Annotated in this window: 20 protein-coding genes; 8 read left to right on the top strand and 12 right to left on the bottom strand. The window is 57.7% G+C overall.

The window, feature by feature from the left end; all coding sequences use genetic code 11:
• Positions 1 to 15 precede the first annotated feature (15 nt).
• Both IPM61_02005 and phoU read left to right on the top strand, forming a co-directional pair.
• Positions 16 to 825, top strand: coding sequence for a phosphate ABC transporter ATP-binding protein (locus IPM61_02005; GenBank protein ID MBK8910079.1), 810 nt, complete (start codon positions 16 to 18; stop codon positions 823 to 825).
• A gap of 68 nt (positions 826 to 893) precedes the next feature.
• Complete coding sequence (phoU, locus tag IPM61_02000; GenBank protein ID MBK8910078.1) at positions 894 to 1,610, top strand: phosphate signaling complex protein PhoU; 717 nt, start codon at positions 894 to 896, stop codon at positions 1,608 to 1,610.
• 66 nt (positions 1,611 to 1,676) lie between these two features.
• Here the strand turns inward: phoU and IPM61_01995 are convergent, their stop codons facing one another.
• From IPM61_01995 to IPM61_01980, 4 genes are all read right to left on the bottom strand, one after another.
• Positions 1,677 to 1,925, bottom strand: a complete 249-nt coding sequence (locus IPM61_01995; protein ID MBK8910077.1) for a hypothetical protein — start codon at positions 1,923 to 1,925, stop codon at positions 1,677 to 1,679.
• A 35-nt stretch (positions 1,926 to 1,960) separates the two neighbouring features.
• Positions 1,961 to 2,851: a DUF4249 family protein gene (locus IPM61_01990; protein MBK8910076.1), complete on the bottom strand. Its 891-nt coding sequence runs from the start codon at positions 2,849 to 2,851 to the stop codon at positions 1,961 to 1,963.
• 33 nt (positions 2,852 to 2,884) lie between these two features.
• A complete protein-coding gene (locus IPM61_01985) occupies positions 2,885 to 5,314 on the bottom strand; it encodes a TonB-dependent receptor (GenBank protein ID MBK8910075.1) in 2,430 nt (809 codons plus the stop codon).
• Positions 5,315 to 5,515: 201 nt separating this feature from the next.
• Positions 5,516 to 7,180, bottom strand: a complete 1,665-nt coding sequence (locus IPM61_01980; protein MBK8910074.1) for a tetratricopeptide repeat protein — start codon at positions 7,178 to 7,180, stop codon at positions 5,516 to 5,518.
• Between the two features lie 146 nt (positions 7,181 to 7,326).
• Between IPM61_01980 and IPM61_01975 the strand changes: the two genes are divergently transcribed.
• From IPM61_01975 to IPM61_01960, 4 genes are all read left to right on the top strand, one after another.
• Positions 7,327 to 8,442, top strand: a complete 1,116-nt coding sequence (locus tag IPM61_01975; protein ID MBK8910073.1) for an endonuclease/exonuclease/phosphatase family protein — start codon at positions 7,327 to 7,329, stop codon at positions 8,440 to 8,442.
• A gap of 248 nt (positions 8,443 to 8,690) precedes the next feature.
• Entirely contained in the window at positions 8,691 to 9,464 is a 774-nt protein-coding gene (locus IPM61_01970; GenBank protein ID MBK8910072.1) for an SDR family oxidoreductase, read from the top strand.
• 148 nt (positions 9,465 to 9,612) lie between these two features.
• Entirely contained in the window at positions 9,613 to 9,942 is a 330-nt protein-coding gene (gene trxA / locus IPM61_01965) for a thioredoxin (GenBank protein MBK8910071.1), read from the top strand.
• A 139-nt stretch (positions 9,943 to 10,081) separates the two neighbouring features.
• On the top strand, positions 10,082 to 10,798 hold the full coding sequence (locus IPM61_01960) for an SDR family NAD(P)-dependent oxidoreductase (protein ID MBK8910070.1): 717 nt from the start codon (positions 10,082 to 10,084) through the stop codon (positions 10,796 to 10,798).
• Positions 10,799 to 10,819: 21 nt separating this feature from the next.
• Here IPM61_01960 and IPM61_01955 read toward each other — a convergent pair whose 3' ends face one another.
• The 3 genes from IPM61_01955 to IPM61_01945 form a co-directional block, all read right to left on the bottom strand.
• Entirely contained in the window at positions 10,820 to 12,322 is a 1,503-nt protein-coding gene (locus tag IPM61_01955) for an amino acid permease (protein ID MBK8910069.1), read from the bottom strand.
• Between the two features lie 214 nt (positions 12,323 to 12,536).
• Positions 12,537 to 13,028 (bottom strand): phosphohistidine phosphatase SixA, encoded by a 492-nt coding sequence (gene sixA, locus IPM61_01950; GenBank protein MBK8910068.1) that lies wholly within the window; start codon positions 13,026 to 13,028, stop codon positions 12,537 to 12,539.
• 20 nt (positions 13,029 to 13,048) lie between these two features.
• A complete protein-coding gene (locus IPM61_01945) occupies positions 13,049 to 14,290 on the bottom strand; it encodes a M23 family metallopeptidase (GenBank protein ID MBK8910067.1) in 1,242 nt (413 codons plus the stop codon).
• 149 nt (positions 14,291 to 14,439) lie between these two features.
• On the opposite strand from IPM61_01945, the gene IPM61_01940 reads away from it, so the two are divergent.
• Positions 14,440 to 15,018 (top strand): molybdenum cofactor guanylyltransferase, encoded by a 579-nt coding sequence (locus IPM61_01940; protein MBK8910066.1) that lies wholly within the window; start codon positions 14,440 to 14,442, stop codon positions 15,016 to 15,018.
• Positions 15,019 to 15,036: 18 nt separating this feature from the next.
• On the opposite strand, the gene maf is transcribed toward IPM61_01940, so the two are convergent.
• Complete coding sequence (gene maf / locus IPM61_01935; protein ID MBK8910065.1) at positions 15,037 to 15,621, bottom strand: septum formation inhibitor Maf; 585 nt, start codon at positions 15,619 to 15,621, stop codon at positions 15,037 to 15,039.
• Between maf and IPM61_01930 the strand changes: the two genes are divergently transcribed.
• Positions 15,599 to 18,178, top strand: a complete 2,580-nt coding sequence (locus IPM61_01930; protein ID MBK8910064.1) for a GNAT family N-acetyltransferase — start codon at positions 15,599 to 15,601, stop codon at positions 18,176 to 18,178. The genes maf and IPM61_01930 overlap by 23 nt on opposite strands.
• Before the next feature lie 660 nt (positions 18,179 to 18,838).
• Here IPM61_01930 and IPM61_01925 read toward each other — a convergent pair.
• From IPM61_01925 to IPM61_01910, 4 genes are all read right to left on the bottom strand, one after another.
• Positions 18,839 to 19,564, bottom strand: coding sequence for a hypothetical protein (locus tag IPM61_01925; protein ID MBK8910063.1), 726 nt, complete (start codon positions 19,562 to 19,564; stop codon positions 18,839 to 18,841).
• Between the two features lie 142 nt (positions 19,565 to 19,706).
• Positions 19,707 to 20,405 (bottom strand): hypothetical protein, encoded by a 699-nt coding sequence (locus tag IPM61_01920; GenBank protein ID MBK8910062.1) that lies wholly within the window; start codon positions 20,403 to 20,405, stop codon positions 19,707 to 19,709.
• Positions 20,399 to 21,823, bottom strand: a complete 1,425-nt coding sequence (locus IPM61_01915; protein MBK8910061.1) for a hypothetical protein — start codon at positions 21,821 to 21,823, stop codon at positions 20,399 to 20,401. The genes IPM61_01920 and IPM61_01915 overlap by 7 nt, the downstream gene beginning before the upstream one ends.
• Positions 21,824 to 21,917: 94 nt before the next feature.
• Positions 21,918 to 22,493 (bottom strand): RNA polymerase sigma factor, encoded by a 576-nt coding sequence (locus IPM61_01910; GenBank protein MBK8910060.1) that lies wholly within the window; start codon positions 22,491 to 22,493, stop codon positions 21,918 to 21,920.
• Positions 22,494 to 22,516: the final 23 nt, after the last annotated feature.

The raw sequence follows: 22,516 nt of genomic DNA, 5'->3' as shown, positions 1-22,516 counted from the left end.
GCGGGCATGGCAACAATGAATGCGCAAGCACTGGCTATCAACTGCCGATTACCGACCATGAAAAAAGAAGAAATAACAAAAATCCGCACCAACAACTTGTCGCTCTACTATGGCGAGAAGCAAGCATTGAAAGATATTTCAATGAATATGTACGCCAACAAAGTGACGGCATTTATTGGGCCATCGGGGTGCGGGAAAAGCACGTTTATTCGGTCGCTTAACCGCATGAACGACTTGATTGAAGGGGTGCGAATTACCGGGGAAGTGAACATCGAGGATGTGAATATCTACGCGCCGGAAGTGAGCGTGGTGAACTTGCGGAAACGGGTGGGAATGGTGTTCCAGAAATCAAACCCATTTCCGAAATCTGTCTATGAGAATATCGCCTACGGGCCACGAATAAACGGCATCACCGATAAAGCCCAACTTGACGAAATCGTTGAGCGAAGCCTGAAAGGTGCTGCGTTGTGGAACGAAATCAAGGACCGCCTAACGGCCTCGGCGTTGTCCTTATCAGGGGGGCAGCAGCAGCGGCTGTGCATTGCCCGCGCCATTGCCGTAAACCCCGATATTTTGCTGATGGACGAGCCGTGTTCCGCCCTTGACCCAATCTCCACCAGCAAAGTGGAGGACCTAATTTTGGAGCTGAAGGAGAATTATACGATCATCATCGTCACCCACAGCATGCAGCAGGCCGCGCGCGTCAGCGATTACACTGCGTTCTTTTATGTTGGTGAATTAATCGAGTTCGGTTCAACCCGTGATATTTTTACGAACCCGAAGAAAAAACAGACCGAAGATTACATCACGGGTCGGTTCGGATAGTCGCGCAGCGGGGCGCGCCAGAAGCCTAAACAAACAACACAGCTGAACACCGAATAAGGAATAGAGAAATGACCAGAACGTTTGAAGATGAGCTTGACAAACTTCGCACCCGTATTATCAAAATGGGGAGCTTGGTGGATGAGCAAGTGGAGTATGCATTCCGCTCGCTGATTGAATGGAATCCCACGCTGGCCCGCCTGGTGATGGACCGCGACAGTAAGGTGGATAAACTCGATTTTAAGATCGAAAAACAGTGCCAGCGAATTTTTGCGTTGCAGCAACCGGTTGCGCGGGACCTTCGGTTGATTATGGCCGCGCTGAAAATTAACAGCGACCTTGAGCGGATGGGGGACCTTGCGTTTAACGTTGCGCGCGCGGTGGAGGGGCTGCTTCCGTTCCGGGCGTTTGTGGAGCAAATTGAGCTTTCGCAGATGACCGACGCGGTGCACACGATGGTGAAGCTAACGATTGACAGCTTCGTCAACAACGATCCCGAGCTGGCCATCACCACCATGAAAAGCGATATGCGGGTGGATCAGTACGAAAACCGATTGGGCCGCCACATTGTGGAGATGATGAAGCAAAACCCGGAATTTATTGAAGGTGGGGTGACGCTGATTGTTCTGCTCCGGAATATGGAGCGGCTTGCCGACCACGCAACAAATATTGCCGAGGATGTGATCTTCTTCACCGAAGCAAAAATCGTCCGTAACCGCTTTGATACCGAGGCCTTCGACGCACTGCAGCGCGAACTGTACGGCGATGAAGGGAACGACGACGAATAATAAAATAATCCAGAATAAACGCCGTGGGTAGCGGTATGGCCTTCATACCGCTACCCACGCGCCGTTTTAGCATACCCCGCCAAACTCCTTCCCGTCAACCCGCACCAGCTTGTCCAGCCGAATTTCTCTGCCTGACGATAATTGCAGGAATTCTTGAGTTTGGCGCGAGAAGACATCAACAATTTTTTCATCTGTTTGATGCTCCGTTCCGTCTGCGCCTTTCCAAACCACTGGCACAACGCGCCGCAGCGTTGCCAGCGAAAGCAGCTCATCATGAAGTGAGCAGGAAATTGGGTTGTAGGCCTCTTCAGTCATTGTTTCCTCCGCGATCGTTGTTGTAATCGTTGTTTTTACCAGCGTATTTCCGTTGCTGTTCTTGCAAAAAATGTTCCTGCGCCGTCACCGCTCACGTTCCAAGCAATGGCGCGGTCTTGGCTGCCGAACGGGTTGTCGCTATCCTCGGCAAATAGGTTGCCGTAGTAGCTGCTGAAAAAATTGTAGTATGCCTTATCCCAAGCATAGACCATAAAGCTGCCATGGTAATTCTCGCCCGATGGTTTTACGCTGTAATAATGGCCTATTTTTAGATGCACCCGATTATCACTCTGAACGTCGGCGGAACGCCGAACAGGGTCTGGATAGGTTTCATGGGAATTTAATCCATAGCCCCTTCCCTCCAGAGCATATTCAACGCTGTACACCATGTTTTCGGCAGGGACTATCACTGCTTCAAGGGTGTATTTCGGCTCTCCATTAAAATCGTAGGTTCCAGCATCCAACCAAGCGATGGTGTCAACTTTTGGAGATTGACTTGGCGACGTTGTTGTTGCCGTCACCGTTTTCCCCTGCCACGTTGCGTTAAGGCTGTAGCGAACGCTTGGCTTCACCACCAGACCCTCTGCCCGATATTCCCCGCGGCCAGTATGAACCAACGGATATTTCGTCCCTTCGGCCTCGATATAGCCCGACACGTCGGTTAGTTCAATCGCTTTGTAGATGGAGGCGGAATCATTGTTCGTGTAGTTGATTGGCAAGGTCCGCGTAAAACGGATCGCTTCTGCCGGCGTGCCCACTGTTAATTCGCCACGCACCATCACCCGTTCAACGTATGGAAGGTCCGCCGAAAGCTCTTCTTGGCAAGCGGTTGCCCCAAAAGCAAGAAGTGCAAGGATTGCGAAAAGCGCAACGCGGCTCATGGATTTCATGGAGCGGTTTTTTATGCTGGATTGGGAGTTGTTCATTGCTATTGCCCTGTTTGTTGGTTTCTGGTTGAATTAAAATTTGCAGCTAATGCCCACCGTGAGCAGTGTGGGGAATAACGTTGTCCGCTGAAGCACGTGCTTTTGGTAGGATTCGCCAGTGGTGGCGTTTTCCGCAAAATCAGTGTCAACCGCTTGCGAGAACACGTTCTGGTGGTTGTAGGCGTTGTACACGTTCAGCGACAACGCGAACGGCAAGGCAAACCACTGGAAATTATGCGTGAAGTTCAGGTCCAATTTGTGGAAGGCCGGCAGCCGGTAGCCGTTGCGCTCGATAAAATCGTAGCGGCTTTCGGGGGCGTAGGTTGCTGAACGGCCATTGTCGCGTTGGTAGATGAACTGCCCGGTTGGCACCGACACCGCTCGCCCCGTTGCATACACCCACGATGCCCCAACTTCCCAAGAATCGCTCAGCTTGTAGGTGGCAACCACCGAAATGTCGTGGCGGCGGTCGAAGGTGGGGTAGAACGTTTTTCCCCGGTTGAGTTCGGCAAACGTCCGGTCGGTCCAGGAAAGCGTGTACCCAACCCACCCCGTAAGCGCGCCAATCTGCTTGTTCAGGAACACCTCAACGCCGTACGCCTTGCCATCGCCCACGGTGAAAGAACTTTCGAGCGGAGCAAGCAACGAGAACGATGCGGTATCCTGGAACTCCAACAGGTTGTTCATGGATTTGTAGTAGCCCTCGACGCTCAGCAGCACCTGATTATCAAACAGCCGCGTTTCGATCCCTGCGGCCACTTGCTCGGCCGTTGCGGGCTTAACTCTGGCCGTTGCCGGGAACCAAATGTCGGTTGGCAGCGCGATGTCGTTCCGCGTGATCATGTGCAGGTATTGATTGTTGGCCGAGTATCCACCCCGCGCGGTGATGTTGTCGGTAATGGAGTATGCCAGCGATACCCGTGGCTCGATCCGCAGGTGGTTCCCGTTGCTGAAGTAGCTTGCCCGTGCGCCGATGTTTGCTTGCAGGCGTGGCGTAATCTGCCACTCATCTTGCAGGAAGAAACCGCCCTCGGTTCCTCCCAACGTTGTTGGCGCTGCCCCAACCTTCTCAAGCTCACTCACCACATCGCTTGCGCTTGCGCTGAACTGGTGGTTGGTTACCTCAAACCCGGTCTTGATGATATGGTCCTCCCCCGCAAACATCTGCGCCTGGCCGCGGGCCGTGATGTCGCGGATTTGGCTGTACGTTTTGAACCCACTTTGCGGCGAACTCATCACCACTTGCATCAGCGTCGAGGAGCAATCATAGTTGGTGAAGATTGCCGAGAAGTTGGTGAAGATGGTTGGGGAGACGATATGCGACCAGCGCAGATTCGCGGTGGCGTTCCCCCAGTTCAACAGAAGCTGATCGGTCCCGCTCGGGTCGGTCCGGAAGTCATCGCGACCGGAATAGCCGCTAACGAACAACTGGTCCGACTCCGACAGCCGCCAATTCATCTTTCCGTTCAGATCGTAGAAGTAGTAGTCGGGAACATCTTCCGGGTTGCCGGCCAGCTTCATTGCAAGATCCATGTACATCCGGCGTCCGGAGACCATGAAGCTGATGTCGTCGCTGATGGGGCCTTCCACCGTCAGGCGCGAGTTCAAAAGGCTGATGCCTGCGGCCCCGCTGAATTTCTCCTTGGTTCCTTCCCGCATCGTCATGTCCACCACTCCCGACAGCCGCCCGCCATACTCCGCCGGGAAAATCCCTTTCATCACTTTCACGTCGCGAATGGCATCGCTGTTGAACGTGCTCAGGAATCCGCCAATGTGCGAGGGGTTATAGACCGTCACGCCATCCAGCAGAATCAGGTTCTGGTCCGGCGACCCACCACGGATATACAACCCGCTGCTGATCTCACTTCCCGCCTTGATTCCGGGAAGCAGTTGCAGCGTCCGCATGATGTCCGGCTCGCCACCAAGCGATGGAAGTTTTTTCGAGAGCTGCGGGTCAATCGCAACGGTGCTGATGGCCGCGTCGTCGTAGCGTTCGGCCACCACCACCACCTCGCGGCCCGTCACCTGCTTTGGCTGCAAGCAGATATTTAACCGTGTGGCGGTGACGTCGGCTCCGGAATCAGCGATAAGGCTGATGCGGCATTCTGATGCTGATTCTGATGTTGACGCTGTGGTGTCACCCGATTCCACCAACGTTAGTACCCTGCTTTCTGGAATCAGGATGGATTGAACCCGTTGCTGCGCTCCAATGCTGCGGGCAACAAGGTTGTACCGCCCGGGGGCAACGTTGGGGATAGAGTAAAACCCGAACCGGTTGCTAATGCCGCCACGTGCGGGCTTGATGGAGTCCGATTCCCGAAACAACGCAACCGTTGCGCCGGTGATTGCTTCGCCGCTGTTGGCTTCGGTGATGCTGCCGGAAATTGTCACCCCTTGCGCCGCCGCGCCCGATGCCCCAATCAGCAGCAGTGCAAGGATCATTGATGGATATAAGCGTGTCATCGTTGTTCGTTGTTGAATGTGAAGTTCTGCCCTGTGGCATTTTTAATTCACTACGAACATAGATGGAGGCCCCAGCGAAGGCACTACTGAAAAACTACGGATCGGGAAGAAGGGGGGCGGCGGACGGGTGAATGGAGCACGCACAGCCAACCACCCCAATGGCCACCGCACGGCGGGCCATCGGGGAAACGGTGGTGGCGGCTACAACGCGGCAAGGTAGGCTGCAAGGTTGGTGTCGCCAGCAAGGTCCATTTTTTTGCGGATGGAGTAGCGGTGGCTTTCGATGCTCCGCAAGGAAATGGAAAGAAGGTTGGCGATCTCCTTGTTGGAGAGATTCACCTTCAGCAGTGCGCAAACCTTCAGTTCGGTTGGGGTCAGCTTTGGATAATCGTTGGCGATCTGGCGGATGAAATCTTGGTGGACGTGCTGAAACTCTTGCTGGAATCGCTCCCAATCGTCGTCGCCGCGAAGGTTTTCAACAATCTCACGCATTAACGCCTTCAGCGCGGTTTTCGCCACCGGGTGCTGGTCGGCCAAGTGCTCGGTATCCTTCCGGATTTTTTGCAGGAAGGTGTTTTTCTGAACAAGGTTCATCGCCAGGGTGGTTAGCTCCTTGTTCCGCAGCTCCATTGTTTCCTCCAAGTGCTGGTTCCGCAGCCGCAACACCTCGCGCTCCCGTTCGGCCCGCTCAACGTCGAAACGGGCTTGGGCTTCGGCCACCAGCTTCCGTTGCTGCTGGCTGGCGAGCTTCGCCAAAAGCTCAAGGTGGGAACCCAGCTGCGCGAATGCCTCGGCATGGTTCTTGGTTGCCGCCAGCGATTCGGCCAGCAGCCGCGTGGCCTCGCATTCCACCCGCAGGTTTGCCGATGCTTGCGCGGTGGCAATCCCTTCGTGCAGTATCGCCACCGCTTCGGCATGCTCATCGCGGCGGTGGTGCAGCGCGCCGATGTTCGCTTGGGCGTGGGCAAGCGTGTTCATGTCCCCAATGGCTGCGGCGATTGTTGCTGCGGCGCGGTACTGCTCCAGCGCAGCATCGGCGTGCTTCTGCAGCTCGTGCAGTGCCCCCAATTTTATCAGTATGGCGGCCTCGTACCGCTTGGCCTGCATCTGTTGGAATATCCCCAGCGATTCGTTGAGCGCGGCCAGCGCGGCATCGTAGTCGCCGCGGGTTTTGTGGTGCGAGGAGATGTTGTCCAGCGTGTGGCCAATGCCGTACAGGTCGTTCAGGCGGCGGGCAATTTCCAATGCGCGAAGGTCATATTGGAAGGAACGTTCGCTGTCCCCCAGGTAGAAGTAGATATTGCTGACGTTCCCGATGTTCACCCCAATAAGCTGCTCGTTCCCCAGCTCTTCGTTGATTCGCAAGGCCTGCAAGTAGGCGTTCAGCGATTCTGGATAGCTCCCCAATTCTTGATACACCATCCCGGTGTTGTTGAAGGCCGAGGCCAGCCCGGGCTGGTCGTCCGCTGCGGCAAAAATCTCGCGGGCTTGGGTCAGCGCGTCCAACGCCGCCGGGTAATCGCTCATGCCGTAGGCAATCACCCCAATGGCGTTCAGGCAGGTCCCTTCGCCAATCTGGTCGCCACGTTTTTGGAACAGCCACCGCGCCTTCTGTGCGGCCTCAATTGCTGGCTGGTATTGGGCCATCGTCTCGTAGCAGCAAGCCATTGCGTGCAAGGCGTGGGCACGGGTGATGTCGTCGCGCAGTTGGCGTGCGATTTTTTGGGCCTCCTCGGCATACCCCAACCCTTCCTGCGGCTCCATTCTGGAAAGGGCCATGCCCAACCTTACAAGCAGTGTTGCGCGCTGGTCGCTTTCGGTTGCTGCGGCAAGTTGGGCCCGTAATTCTTCCGTTGTTGTGCTCATGTTGGAAATCAATCTTGCTTTCCCGTTCAGGCATGGCGTGCGGGGAATCTTTGCGTTGCCCGCCGAAAAAAACTCTCCCGATTCCTTGCCATCTCCTCTTCTTCCTTTCCCCATTCCTCACGTATCTTGCGGCCAACAGAAACGCCATGAACTTATCACTGAGTATGCCTTCGTTGTGTTCTTCGCTGCTTCTTCTTGCGCTTGCGGCCTGCAGCGGTTCCGAGACGCACTCGCGTGCGCAGGACCGTCCGGCACAGGGGAAGGATGATGCGCGGCAAACCGCCCCACGCTCCGTTCCCAACCGGCCCGACAGCTACCTCACGTTCGCTTTCTACAATCTGGAGAATTTGTTCGACACCGAGGACGACCCTTTCAACAGTGGCGATGATGAATTCACCCCGGGCGGGGCCAACCAGTTTACCGAGGAACGATTGGAACGGAAAATGGCAAATATCGCCCGCGCAATTCGTGCAATGAATGAGTACCGCGGCCCCGATCTGCTTGGCGTTTGCGAGGTTGAAAATAGGCGAGTGCTGGAGATTTTAACGCAGGAGTATCTCCCCAACGGAGTCTATTCCATCGTCCATGCCGAGTCGCCGGATAGCCGCGGGATTGATGTGGCGATGCTCTACCGCACCGCCGAGCTTACGCACCTGCGAACCACCATGCACCGCGTTGACTTGGGAACCGGACGCCCCACCCGCGACATCATGGAAGCAACCTTCCAACGGCAGGGGAAAACGTTCACCGTGCTGGTGAACCACTGGCCATCGCGGCTGGGGGGTGAGGAGGAGTCGGAGCCGCGCCGCGTTGCTGCGGCCCAGACGGCGGTGCGAATCATTGACTCGCTGCGGGCGATTGACCCCAATGCCGACGTTGTGATGATGGGGGATTTCAACGACGAACCGCACAACCGCGCCATCCACGACGTGCTGGACGCACGCGCCTACAGCGGCACCGGGGCGTTCGATCACCGCATGGTGAACACGGCGGCCCCGGTGGAGGAAGAGGGGCGCATCGGCAGTTATTTCTACAAAAAAGATTGGGAGCTGATTGACCAGATTATGGTGTCGCCCGGGGTGTTGGATGACAAAGGGTTGGTGCTGTACGAAACTGCCGAGACGGTCTTCGCGCCCGATTTCCTTCGGGACCGCCGCGCCGACCGCGATGCCCGCCCGCCGTTCCGAACCTACAAAGGGAAGTTCTTCCTGGGCGGAACCAGCGACCACTTCCCGGTGGTGCTGCGGGTGGGGTGGAAGTAAGTGGGAACAACGGGATGGAGCATCCATCACACTCCATCCCCAGCTCTCCATCTTGAACTCTCTCTCTCTTTCTATCTATCTCTCCATCGCGAAAAAAAACAAGCGTTCAACAGCGATGCCTGGTGTTGATTTCCACCCAGCCCCATTGCTGTCTTCACGGCAGAATGCAAATTATGGGGGATGCGGGGTGGCGGCTTGGATCCTTCACATATTTCAGCATCCGCATTCTTTATCACAGCTGAACTTCCATGATTCTTGATTTGAACGGCGTGCGTGCGTTGGTTACTGGGGGGGCGCGCGGAATTGGGCGGGCCATCAGCATGGCGCTGGCGGCCAGCGGTGCGCGGGTGGCAATTAACTACCGGAACAACACCGAAGCGGCCGAAGAGCTTGGCCGCAAACTTGGCGAACGCTACTTTGAGCATATGCTGCTCCGCGCCGATGTCACCCAGGAACGGTTGGTGGCAACCATGATGAAGCGGATTGAGGAATCGTGGGGGGGGCTGGACCTTCTGGTCCTGAACGCCGGCATCTGGGTCCCAGGAACGTTCGGGGAGATGACCCTTGCCCACTGGCGCGAGACGATCAGCACGAACATGACCGGCGCGTTCATCGTTGCCAACGACGCGCTGCGGCTGATGACACTTGGCGAGGCCTCCGCCCCAAAACGGATGATCTTTATCTCCTCCACTGCCGGCCTTCGTGGGGAATCTGGATACAGCCACTACGCCGCCAGCAAGGGGGGATTGATCGCGCTGACGAAATCGCTGGCGGTGGAGCTTGCGCCGCTGGGGATCACCGTCAACTCCGTTGCCCCCGGGTGGATCCGTACCGAGATGACCGCCCAGGCCTTAAGCGACGCAGCAACAAGAAAAAACATCCAGAAATCAATACCGCTTGGAAGGGTTGGCGAACCGGAGGAAGTGGCCGCTGCGGTGGTGTTTTTGGCCTCGCGCCAGGCCTCGTTCATCACTGGGCAAACCCTTAGCGTCAACGGCGGCGCGGTGCTGGGCGGCGGGTGAAACATGAAACGGCGGGGGTTGTTCGTCATGGGGCGCAAGGGTGATTGTTGGATGGAACAGATGACGAACACACAACAACCCTCTCCCCATCAATCAAGTCCCAAACTCAATAACTCATAAACAGTATCCAACAGGAGAATACGACATCATGGCAAAGGAATTCACGGACGGAAATTTCCAAGCAGAAGTGCTGGATGCAAACGAGCCAGTGCTGGTTGACTTCTGGGCAGTCTGGTGCGGCCCATGCCGCATGATTGCCCCAATCGTCGAGGAGCTTTCCAGCGAATACGCCGGCAAGGTGAAAGTTGGCAAAGTGGATGTGGATGCCAATCCAGAAATCTCGATGAACTACGGCATTCGCTCAATCCCAACACTGCTGGTCTTCAAAGGGGGGAAAGTGGTGGAGCAGATTGTTGGTGCGGTCCCAAAAGGCCACATCGTCAAGGCTCTGGAAAACCATATCGAAGTTCCGGCCTAATCGGTGCAGTATTGAAAGCATTACGTCCCTGAAGAGCCACGCTCTTCGGGGGCGTTTTTTTCATGGAGATTACAAGGAGAGCGGGCGGGCATCATCTCACCTTTTTCATTCAATCACTCAATCAAGCAATCAAAAGATCATGGACCTTCATCATCGGGTAGTTATCATCACTGGTGCAAGCGCGGGAATTGGCGCGGCCACGGCGCGAATGTTTGCCCAGGAAGGGGCGCGCATCGTGCTTGCCGCACGGCGGGAGGAGATGCTGCGTGATGTTGCCGCATCGCTTCCATCCGGAACCCAGACGCTGATTGTCCCGACTGACGTTGGTGATGAATCGCACGTGGAAAATCTTGTGAACCAAACCATCCAGCGGTTTGGAACCATTGATGTGTTGGTGAACAACGCTGGCTACGGAGCTTTCGGGCCAATCACCGAGCTGACCACTGCGGAGTTCGACGACGTGATCCGCGTGAACCTTCGTGGGGTCTTCCTTTGCACCAAGTACGTGCTGCCCCATTTCTACGAACAGGGGCATGGCGCGGTGGTGACGGTAAGCTCGCTGGCGGGGAAGCACGGATTTATTGGCGGCGGGGCCTACTGCGCCAGCAAGTTTGGGGTGATGGGATTGATGGAATCCGTTTTCCACGAGGCCCGCAAACGCGATGTGCGCGTTATCACCCTGACCCCTGGCTCGGTGGACACCTCCTTTTTTGATGCCGCCGGGGTTGCGGTCCCAAACCGCGACCGAACCCCAAAACCTGAGGAGATTGCCGAGGTAATCCGCCTTGCCGTCAGCCTGCCGGAGCGGACGCTGATCCGCGAGTTGGATATTCGCCCAACGAACCCGAAAGGGTAGAAACTCCATTCCGGGGAAGCCTCACTTCTCCCGCGAACGCTTCCGATAGTACCAGTACACCGGCAGCCCAACAGCCACCAACGCCAGCCCGAACACCGACTTGATAACCGCGGGCTGGCCAGCCGCCGTGGCGATTGCGTAATCGTTCAAATCGTTGTAGATGGTCAGCCCCAGATAGAGGACCGCGAACACCACAAAGATTGCCGGAACCACCGGAAACCCCGGAACCCGGTACGGGCGCGGGTGGTCCGCCATCCGCCGGCGCAGCACGAACACCCCCCAGGCACCGGCGGCGTAAAAAATCCAGCTCACAAAAATCAGCATATCGGTCAGGGTGTCGAACGATCCGCTGAACAGCAGTGCGACGCTCCAGACGCATTGCACCACCAGCGATGCCCCCGGGGTGTGGAACCGTGGGTGAGCGTTCCCCAAAAACCGTGGGAAAACGTTCTGGCGGGCCATCGAAAAATAGACCCGTGCGCTGGCAAGAATCGTCCCGTTGGTGGTCCCGAATGTGGAGATCATCACCGCTGCGGCAATCCATGCGTCCCCGCCTTCAAAGAACTTGGAGGCAACATCGGCCGCCACCAGTTTGGACCCCGCCATTTCCTCCATTGGGAGCACGTACAAGTAGGCAAGGTTGGTCAAGATATAGACCGTTATCACGGTTGCCATTCCGTAGATCAGCCCTCGCGGAATCACCCGTTGCGGCTGGCGAATCTCACCGGCGATGTAGGTGACGTTGTTCCAGCCGTCGTAGGCCCAGAACGCTCCGTCCAACGCTTTGGCGATTGCCAGCGCGATTGCCACCGCGCCAATCCCTTGCACCGCGGTGTTGCTTGCGGCGGCGGTGAGGTTCCCCGCCGAGCCAGCCCCGGGCGTGGTGAATGCCAGAATCGCCAGCGCGGCAATGGCCGCCACTTTTGCCACCGTGAAGAAATTCTGCACCATCCCCCCGAACCTCACGCCGATGTAATTAATGGCCGTCAGCAGGATAATCAGCCCGGCGGCGGCCAGCTTGATGCCAATATCTTTCAGCGGCTGGATTGCCCCAATCCCGGGAAGCGTAAAAGCAAACGATTCGGACGCGGGGGGCAGATTTGGAAGCGAAACAAAGCGGGTGAGATACTCGGCGAACACGTAGGCAATGCTGGCAATCGAGCCGGTTTGGATAACGGCGAACACCCCCCAGCCGTACAGGTAGGCGAACAGCGGCCCGTACATCCTGTCGAAATAGAGATACTGGCCGCCGGTTTCTGGGATCATCGAGGCGATTTCGGCATTGGTCAGCGCGCCGAACAGGGTGATGATCCCTGCAAGCAGCCACACCCCAAGCAGCAGTTCCGGCAGCCCAAGCCCAAACCCCACAAGGTCGTTGGCCATCACCCCTGGCTTGCGGAAAATTCCGGAGCCGATCATTGCCCCAACAATAATCATGGTGGTGGTGAACAAGCCCAATGTTGGAAGCAGATTCCGTTTGGGCGATTCGCCTGCGTGGGTCGGTTGCGGTTGTTGCACGGGCAATGATAGGTTCCGTTGAATGATTGTTCTGCGCCTGCCATCTATCACGGTAGCGGCCCTGACTGAGTTGGAGCCGTCACGGTAGCGGCCCCGACCTTCGTCGGGATTAATAACAGGTCTTTAGCCTGCCGAAGACCGAAGATGATGCCGAAGGCTAAAGACCTTCGGCTACCATCCTTGGGGGAGGGGGCTGCTGCGTTGGCGGGGTTCCTAACCTTTACGCAAACTGCTCCAGCATGCTTGCTGGTATCAGCCACTCCAGCGCGCCGCGAACGTGGGGGCGGAAGGCTTCGGCCACCACGGCGGCCACCGCTCCGGTTCCCATCGCTGCCGAAAGCTCACCCCGCCCGCACAGCCCCGAAAGCCCTTCGCCAATGGCCGGCTGGTGGCTAACAAGCATCAGGCGTTGGGCATCGCGGTGATCTTGGATCACTTCGGAGATGGTTTCGAACGATCCGTACGGAGCCAAGCGCGGGTCGGTCAGCACCGGCTCGGGAAGCTCCAAAATCCTTGCAACGATGTCGGCGGTTTGTTGGGCGCGCAGCAACGGGCTTGCCACCACCCGATCCACCCGCACCCCCAGCCGCAGCAACCCTTTTGCTGCCAATGCGGTTTGCAGCGTTCCTTGCTGGCTTAGCGGGCGTTCGGCATCGCGTCCGCCTGGCTCGGCTGCTGTGGCAATTCCGTGGCGCATCAGGTAAATCAACATGAGTGTTTCCGAACCGATGGTTAATGAACAGGGAGCATGGTGCCGAACTCGTGGTCGCCTATCTTCAGTCGGGCCGCGTACATCCCCGCAGCAAGCTCTTGGCCATCAAGTTGCAGCCGGGCGTTCCCTTCGGAGTCGGTTTCGGCGCGGATGGTGCTTACAAGATTCCCCGCCAAATCGAAAAGCTGCAACCTTACCGGAAGCCCCGCAGCGTTGGGCGATTGCAGCACCACGCTGCGGCTGCTGGCGTTGTAGCCTACGACGGTTCCAGCAAGCGGCTCCTGCTGCGCAACGTCAGTCAGCGCGGGAATGGTAAAGCTATCGGTGGCAACCAGCACATTGTTAAGGAAATACTGAGCCCGCCACGTCCAGCCTGTGTTGCTTGGCATGCGGATGTAGGACCACCAGTAGTAATAGCGATAATCAGCAGTGTGAACATAGTCCCACTCGAACTGTTTTTCGAACGGTTCGCTGCCGGACATCGTTTTGCTGCTCCATTCAATTCGCGAGGTGTCGCCAGCATGAATCCCGTACTCCTGGATCCAAAATGTGATGAGGCGATCGTTGAAATTGAGGTAATTGTATATCCCATACATCGGATATTCCCGAATATCATCAAGTGTAGGAACCGAGTCGCTGCTTATAAGGCCATGGTTAATCACCCCGAACGAGGTGTCGTAGGCGGGTTGGTCTATCCAATAGGAGGGGGATCCGGGGTTGCATGGTCCGGCAAATGGGTCAATCACTGCCGAGTCGTTCCAGACCTCGAAATGGAGATGGGGATCGGTGGAGTTTCCGGCACTTCCCACCAGGGCAATCGGCGTTCCGGCTTCCACGCTATCGCCAATGTTGACCAACGCCGAGCTGCGCCGGATATGGGCGTAGTAGGTGTAGATTCCCCCCGCATGGGCAATCGCAATCCAGTTGCCAAACCCGCGCGAAATCACGCTAACCTTGTTCCGGTCGAACGCCGTGTCAACAACAGCAATCACCCGGCCCGGGGCCGCGGCAAGCACCCGCACGCCGCTATCCATCTGCCGGAAACTGCGCAAGACGATGTCGGTTCCCTGGTGTCCGTCGTAGGTTTGTGCCCCGCAATGGTGGTCCCGTACCACTCCGGTGGCGGTGTCGTGGTCAACATAATTGACCAGGAAGAAATCGCGTTTCAGGGTTCCTTCAACTGGCCAGTGGAACATCGGTTGGCCGGCGGCAGTGGCAACGCACAGCAGCGGCAGCAGCAAGCAGAGTAATCGGAGTATCATTGGCTCATTCGATTTGTTGGATGCTGGAATGAAGTTACGCCAACCGATCTGTTGTGGCAATGCTTGGAGAACAGTCTATCATCGAACGCAAAAATCTTGTGGGAACAGCACCGCTCGCATCAGTTATTTCATCAATCGCTCCATCAACCGTGGCAATTCTTGCCGGGGGGAAAAGCCAGCGGATGGGGCGCGACAAAGCCGAGCTCCGTTTTGGTCCGCATGGCCAGCAAACGTGGCTGGAGCGGCTTTGCGACCTGGCCATTGCGTCGGGCGCGAACGCCGTTGTGGTGGGCCGCAACCGCCCGGAAGGGTGGCGCAACCGTGACGTTGTTTTCCTTTGCGATGCCGTTCCGCTGCGTGGGCCGCTTGGTGGTTTGGCAACCGCGCTGGCTTATGCCGGAAATTCCCGGGTGGCGCTTGTTGGCTGCGATATGCCACGGCTAACCATGCGGGCCTTCCGGTGGTTGCTGGCGCAGCCGGTTGGCGCGGCCAATCCCGATGGAGTTGCCACGGTTGCTGGCGGGGAGCTTCAGCCTTTGTTTTCCATCTATTCCCCCACGCTTCTTCCCATCGTTACCGAACGGATGGAGCGTGGGGAATACTCCCTTCGCGGCGTGATTGGCGCGGGCCGTTTGGCAAGGGTTGATGTGCCCGATTGGCTTGCGCCACAACTTGCTGGGGTGAACACCCCGGAGGAGTTTGCGGCGTGGCGCGGGGAGCAATCGTAGCCAAGTTCTGGGGGCGCGTTATGGCCGTGCGCCAAGCTGCCGAAGTGCGCAATACACCTGGGCCAGTGGCAGCCCAACAACGGTGTAATAATCGCCCTGAATCTGCTGGATAAACACCGCCCCCAAATCATCCTGAATGCCGTAGCTGCCGGCTTTGTCCAGTGGCGATCCGGTGGCAACGTAGGCGGCAATCTCCTCATCATCCAGCGTGCGGAAGGTGACGTCGGCCTTTCCGCAGCCGGCAACTTCTTGTCCGCTTGCCGCATCAACGATTGCCCAGCCGGTGAGCACGGTGTGGGTGCGCCCGCTAAGGCTTCGCAGCATCCGGTGGGCATCGGAAGGGTCCGCAGGTTTCCCCAAAATTTCGTTCCCCAGCACGACGGTGGTGTCGGACCCCAGCACCAGCCCGTGGGGTTGCTGGCTGGCAACGGCGCGTGCTTTCAGGAGTGAAAGCCGCTGGACCATTTCCTGCGGCGATTCATCGGGCAGCTGTGTTTCGTCGGCATCGGGGGGGACCACCGTGAACTGCACGCCAATCTGCGCAAGCAGTTGCCGCCGCCGTGGCGAGGAAGAAGCAAGGATGATGGAAGGAAGGTGGATCATTGGCGAAATCGTTGTTGCGGAATCGTTGTTTTGCGGCAAAGGTAACGCCGAACCATCCCCGGCTCAAACCCGTTCTTACATCTGGTGCTGCGGTGGGCTTGTAAATTGGCGTGCCAGATGCACCGCCCGCTGCCCCCCGCAGCGAGCCAAATCCAAGCTCTGCCAACTCCTGAATTTCCAGTCCCCAAGTTTCCAACACTCGACTTTCCCGACAACCGACCATACCAATATGGAACGCAAACTGACCTACGATCCGCTGGTGGAACTGATGGCGTTTTACGATGGCCGCAAGGCCACCCGCCAAAGCGTTGACACCGCAACGCTGCCGGTGGACCAGCGGCTGAAGCAGCGCATCGTTGACGGCGACCAGCTTGGCCTTGATGCCGACCTTGACGAAGCACTCCGCAGCTTCGACCCCCTAACCATCATCAACACCATTCTGCTGGATGGAATGAAAGTCGTGGGGGAGCTGTTCGGCTCCGGCCAAATGCAGCTTCCGTTCGTGCTGCAATCTGCCGAGACGATGAAGGCAGCGGTTCGCCACCTTGAACCGTTTATGGAACGCACCGAGCAGAGTGCGCGCGGGACGATGGTGCTTGCAACCGTGAAAGGGGACGTTCACGACATCGGTAAAAACTTGGTGGATATCATCCTTACCAACAACGGCTATCGGGTGATTAATCTGGGGATTAAAGTCCCGGTGGAGGTGATGCTGGACGCTGCCGAAAAGCACAACGCCGACGCAATCGGGATGAGCGGGCTTTTGGTGAAAAGCACGCTGGTGATGAAGGAAAATCTGGAGCTGATGCGCGGGCGCGGAATCCAAGTTCCGGTGGTGCTGGGGGGCGCGGCCTTAACCCGCCGCTATGTTGAGCAGGACCTGCGCGGCATCTACGGCCCCAACGTTGCCTATGCCGAAGATGCCTTCTCGGGGCTTCATTACATGGAGCTTCTTGCCGAATCGGGGACGATTGCCCCGGCGGAATCCACCACGGCAGCCGCAGCGGAAACAACCGCCGCCCCCGAACCCACACCCGAACCCACACGCCGCACCGCCGCTGCCGACGAGCGCGGCGCGGTCCGGTATCGCACCGCTATTGAGGAAGAGGTGGAGGAGCTTGCAACGCTGATGCTGGCCGAGCCGGAGGACCTGCATCGGTGGGGGCTGGAGAACATCATCGTGGCTGAACTGCGCGACACGATTGTTGGCTGCGGAAGGATCATCCCAATTGGTGATTCGGTGTTTGAGCTGACCGAGATCACAGTGCTGCCGGAGCAATGGGCTGCCGGGGTGGGGATGGACCTTGTGCGAACCATGCGGCGGACCGCACGCAGCGGCAACCCGGACGCAGTGGTCTATGTGGCTTGCAATCCCGACGACGCGGACCTTGCGCGATTCTACCGGACGCTTGGCTTCGACCAAATCCCGTTGGACGACCCGCGCGCCGCCGTTGCTTCGGAGAAAATCGCCTACTGTTTGGAGGAGTACGAAGCCGCGCCCGCGCTGTTCATCAGCAAGCCGGCTTCCCAGATTAACGACCGCACCGCCGGCGCGTTGGACACCGCCTTGCACCTGATGCGCGACCAATCGCAGGGGGCCGATTTCCCGCTGAATGTTGAGGAGTACGAATCGCAGAAAAACGTCCGGCGGCTTCGCGTCACCAGCGATGTTGACCGCAACGTGCCGGTCCCCGAAGCTCCGTTTTGGGGGTCGCGAGTGGTGGAGAATATCCATCTTGAGAAGGTGTTCGAGTATATCAACGAGGTGGCGCTGATCCGTGGACAGTGGCAGGTCCGCAAAGGGAAACGCACCGCCGAAGAATACCGCCGCGAGCTTGATGAAGTGGTCTATCCAAAAATGGAGGAGATGAAGCTCCGCGCCAAACGCGAGCGGCTGCTGGATCCAAAAGTGATTTATGGATTCTTCCCCTGCCGTGCCGACTACAACTCCCTGGTGATCTATCGCCCGGCAGGAATAAGTCAAGAGGAGCTTATCGGGGAATGGAGCGGCGGCAACTCCGCCAGCCAGTGGCTTCGGGATACGGAGTTGCAGGAGTGGCTGCGGTTTGAGTTCCCCCGCCAGCCGCAGGGGCGCCACCTTTGCATCGCCGACTTCTTCCGCCCCGTGGAATCGGAGGAGTACGACGTGTTAGGGGTTCAGGTCGTGACGGTTGGGGGAAGGGCAACGGAGTACTCCAACGAGCTTTTCCGGAACAACAACTACAGCGACTATCTCTATTTCCACGGGCTTTCGGTGGAGAGTGCGGAGGCGTTGGCGGAGTACTGGCACCGTTCGGTGCGGACCGAGCTTGGGATTGCGGGGGAGGACGCGGCGGATATCCGGCGGCTCTTCTCGCAGGGGTATCGCGGCAGCCGTTACTCATTCGGCTACCCCGCCTGCCCCGATCTTGAGGAGCAGACGAAAGTCTTCCAACTTCTTCGCCCCGAGCGGATTGGCTTGGCGTTAAGCGAGGAGTTCATGTTGGAGCCGGAGCAATCCACCAGTGCCCTGATAGTCCACCACCCCGCCGCCAAGTATTTCAACGTGAAGGAGTGAGTTGATCCCGTAGCGGCGGCTCCAATGACTTGGGATTGATAACAGGTCTTTAGCCTGCCCAGACGACAAGGGTAGCGGCCCCGACCTTCGTCGGGATTGATAACAGGTCTTTAGCCTGCCCAGTGTGGAAGATAGACGCCGAAGGCTAAAGACCTTCGGCTACCGGGTGATGGGGTAGGGGGCCCGACATCCGTCGGGATTGATAACAGGTCAGTAGGCAAGGGTAGGGGCCCCGACCTTCGTCGGGATTGATAACAGGTCTTTAGCCTGCCCAGACGACAAGGGTAGGGGCCCCGACCTTCGTCGGGATTGATAACAGGTCTTTAGCCTGCCCAGTGTGGAAGATAGACGCCGAAGGCTAAAGACCTTCGGCTACCGGGTGATGGGGTAGCGACCCCGACCTTCGTCGGGATTGATAACAGGTCAGTAGACAAGGGTAGCGGCAGGTCTTTAGCCTGCCCAGTGTGGAAGATAGACGCCGAAGGCTAAAGACCTTCGGCTACCGGTTCGTCCAGGGACGACCGAAGGGTAGCGGCCCCGACCTTCGTCGGGACCCAGTCCTCCGGGAGATAAGACACCGAAGGCTAAAGACCTTTTATTTATTAATCCCGATTCAATCGGGACGGCTACCGGTTTGCCGAACGTTTTTTGGGGAGGGGATTATCGTTCCTCTCCTTCCTTCATCCCCCGCACCAGGGCCATGATTTCCTGCAGGCATCCGGCAAGGTCCGATTGAAGGCGGTTGGGGGAGAAGCGGAGAATGCGCCAAGCGTCGGTGGCCGATTCGCGTGCGGCGGCGGTGGTGGGTTCATCGGGGGCAACGATAATCCCCACGGTTTTCCCTTGCTCGAACAGCGCAAAATCCACCTCCATCATCACATCGCTGACCCGCATAAAATATTTCCGCTCCGCCTCAAGATTCTCCAACGATTTCCACAACCGCTCCTCGGCATCGGTGCCGATCACAAGGTCGTTGAGGTCCGTGGCCGCCAGCAGTTTTTCGCGGGTGGTGCGGATGAACGTCACGCGGCGCGGGCGGCGGCTAACGATTGGGCGTTCCAGGCGGCGAACCTGGGCCACGCGGATCAAGTGGTACAGCTCATCGGCGGCGGGGTGGTCCGGCTCGTTAGGAAGAAGCTCGCGGCGCAGCTTGGGAAGGACCTCTGTCACTTCGCCCCACAGCTCAATCGCGCTGGGAAGCCCAGCGGTAATGGCTCCGGTTTGGTACAAAGCAAGGGTGGATGTTTGCTGCAACGCATCGGCGGCAAGCGTCCGGCCAACGGCGCGGGCCGGGATCCGATACCACCCTTCCTCAGCAAACCGCTGAAGGTCGGTATCGTTGGTGACAACGGCAACAAGGGTATCGCGCAGTGGTTGTTCTTCCATGGCTCAGCAACCTGATCTGATGATGAATGACGGGGAAGCCGCCATGCGGCAGCGGCAGCCCAAACATACCAAACAAAACGCGGTGGATGAAGGACTCACCCACCGCGCTCACAGGATTGCCAACGGCTATCCAAGTCACACCCTAATAACCGAAGCGCAATCGCAACTGGAATGATAGCTCACGCTTGCAAGACGGAAGCGACGTGTCGGCAACATGGAACACCGCTTTGATGGCGGCGGTCGCGATCCGCTCCTTTTGCTGAACCGTCTCGATGGTGAAGGACCCGGTGTTGTCGGGCCAGGAAGTCATCAGGGATGTTTCGGTGCTGTTGTAGCTGCTGGTTCCGGGTAGCTCGTAATCCACACGCAAGCCGGCTCCCTCGTAAGGGTTCTTTTTCAACAGGATGTAGGAGTCTGGCTTCAGGATGACTTCCGGGATGTTCAGATGGAATTGCTTCGGCCAGCGCCCTTGCCAATGCAGCCCTTCTACGTAGCAGATATCTTTCGGCAGCTGGGCTTGAAGGTCCATCCGCAGTAGCAGCTCCTTGTTTTGGGTGGTGTCCAGTTTCGCCCACCAGAGCTTGACATCGAACTTCAAGGAGTCTGGCTGCGGAGTTCCCGCAACGCTGTTGTCGGTAAAGTAGATGGTGGCCTCCTTCAGCTGCGGAGCCGATGGAGCCTGGCAGGTGTCGCATGGAGTTTGGGCCGTGGAATCGGTGGAGCGATGAATCACCCGCCCGGTATCCTGGTCCACGGGGACATCGCGGCAGGAAGCAAGAAGCAGCAGAAGAAGAAGAGCAGGGAATATCACCCCCGCGTACTGTTTAGCCAAACTCACCATAGCAATGTTGAAAGGTTGAACTCCGTTCCCACGGTTGCGCCCCAGCGTCCGGAGAAGAGCCGTTGGTTATTGAACATATAGACCAGCGAACTGAACTCGAATCCCGGGGCTAGAGCCACCCCCTCGGTTAGCTGCACCGGCGCGCCCAATCGGAACCGAACCAGCGGCCCCGCCGACGTTGCCCCGCCAGTAACCTGGAAGTACATCCGTGCCGGAAGCGAAGGGATTGCCCCGAAGTCATAGCGGGCCGCTAATCCGCCCCAACCGTACTTTGGTTGTTGGTCAATGGCAAGGGTGTCGTTCCGGTTAATCAGTAAGGTTTGGGCGTACCGCTCGGTCCCGGCCTCCACCCCCAGATACCACGCATCGCTCAGCTTCACATACGCGCCCGCCGCAAAGTTTTCCGGAATCGAATACGCTGGCGACAGTGCCTGGGTTGGGATTGCATTCCGTGCGAACTGATAGCGTGCTTCGGTGATAATCGTTAGCGCGTTACCGCCATCATCAGCTTGGCCAAGAGGGGAGGATGATCCAAGCATCATGGATTGCGTTGGCCGAACCTCCACCGCTGCTGCGTTCAGCATCTCCGTTGCACGTGGGTTGCTTGCGGAAGCTCCCAAGTTGTTGGAAATCGGAAGCAGTGTGGTTTCCGCAACGCGAGGAAGCGTGTCGGCTGCTGCCGCAGCTTCGTTGCTGCTCCGTTCGCTGGCGATACCGCTGCCGCCGTTGTTGTTGGCTGGTGTGTTGGTTGATGCGCTGGCAATGTTGCTTCCGCCGCCGTTGCTGGTTGGGATTTCTTCCCCGCCGCTCAGCTTGCTTTGCGGAGCCGGCAGATAGACGTACTTGATCCGCACCCGCTCGCGCCCCGCTTCCGATTCCACACCCCTTTCGGCGGACCCGTTGGCACTGGTTGCTGCCGGAGCGATTGCCGTGGCCAACATGATCCGCTGTTGGAAATCACCACCCGTTCCATTCTGGAGTTGCGGAGCTTGCGCTTGCGGCTGAGTTTGCGATTGCGTGGCCGGAGCGGTTTGCACGGCAACAACGGGTTGGTTGCTGGCGGCATCATCGCCGCGCATCATCAGCCAGACGGTGCTTGCGGCCATCAGCGCGCCAACCACGAAGCTGGTGGTCATCATCCAAAAACGGCCTCCCCCTTGTGGCACCACCGCACCGGCCACAGCGTTGTTGGAATCGGCAGCCGGGGCAATGCCTATTCCGGCCATTAGCGCACGCTCCAAGTGTGCTGGCGGAACAAAGGCCTCGCGGTCGGAACGAACCGCATCGCCGATGTTGATGAACTGCCGAAGCTCCGAACGAAGCTCCGGTTGTTGTGCCATTTCTTGGAATAGCCCTTGCTCAACAGCGCTGTCAAGCGTGCCGTCAATGAACTCCAAGATTAATTCGCTCTTGCTCATAGGTCAGTTGAAGTACCCAGTGTCACGTGTTAAATAAGGGGGGGAAGAAAAATGTTGAAATCGGTTGGCCAACGCGGTTGCCATTCTTGCCGGGCTATCCCGACCGCCGCCGCGATTCTTCGGTGTTCTCCTCCAGATATGGAGCCAAAATTTTCCGAAGTTTTTCTTTTGCGCGGAAGATGTGGATTTTCACGCTGGCAAGGCTTTGGCCGGTTACGTCGGATATTTCTTGGTAGCTTAACCCGTCGTATTCCCGCAGCACGAACGCTTCGCGGTGGCTTGTTGGAAGAAGCTCCAGCGCGGTTTTCACCAGCTCCGCCAGCTCAATGTTCTCATGGTTGGGCTGATAGACCACTTGGTGATAATCTTCAATGCCCGTGGTGGGCTTTTGGTCGCGAATGGCGTTCAGGCAAAGGTTCCGTGCGGTTGTGAAGATGTAGGCCGAAACGTTCGTTACCACGCGCTGGTTGTTGGTGCACTGCTGATAAATTCGCATGAACGTCTCCTGGAAAATATCGTTGGCCCGGTCCCGGTCCCCCAGCATCCGCAGTGCGTAGGCGTAAATGCGGCTTCGATAGCGAGAATAGAGTTCCGCAAACGCATCTTTATCCCCCCCACAGAGCAGGGAGAATAGTTCTTCGTCGGTATACGGTGTGTACGATTTAGGCATCGCTAGAGAACTCAACAAATACG

The sequence above is a fragment of the Chlorobiota bacterium genome, from assembly GCA_016710285.1.
GTDB lineage: Bacteria > Bacteroidota > Ignavibacteria > OLB7 > OLB7 > OLB7.
The sequence above is the reverse complement of the archived record's forward strand: the minus strand, read 5'-3'. Positions and strand labels throughout refer to the sequence as shown.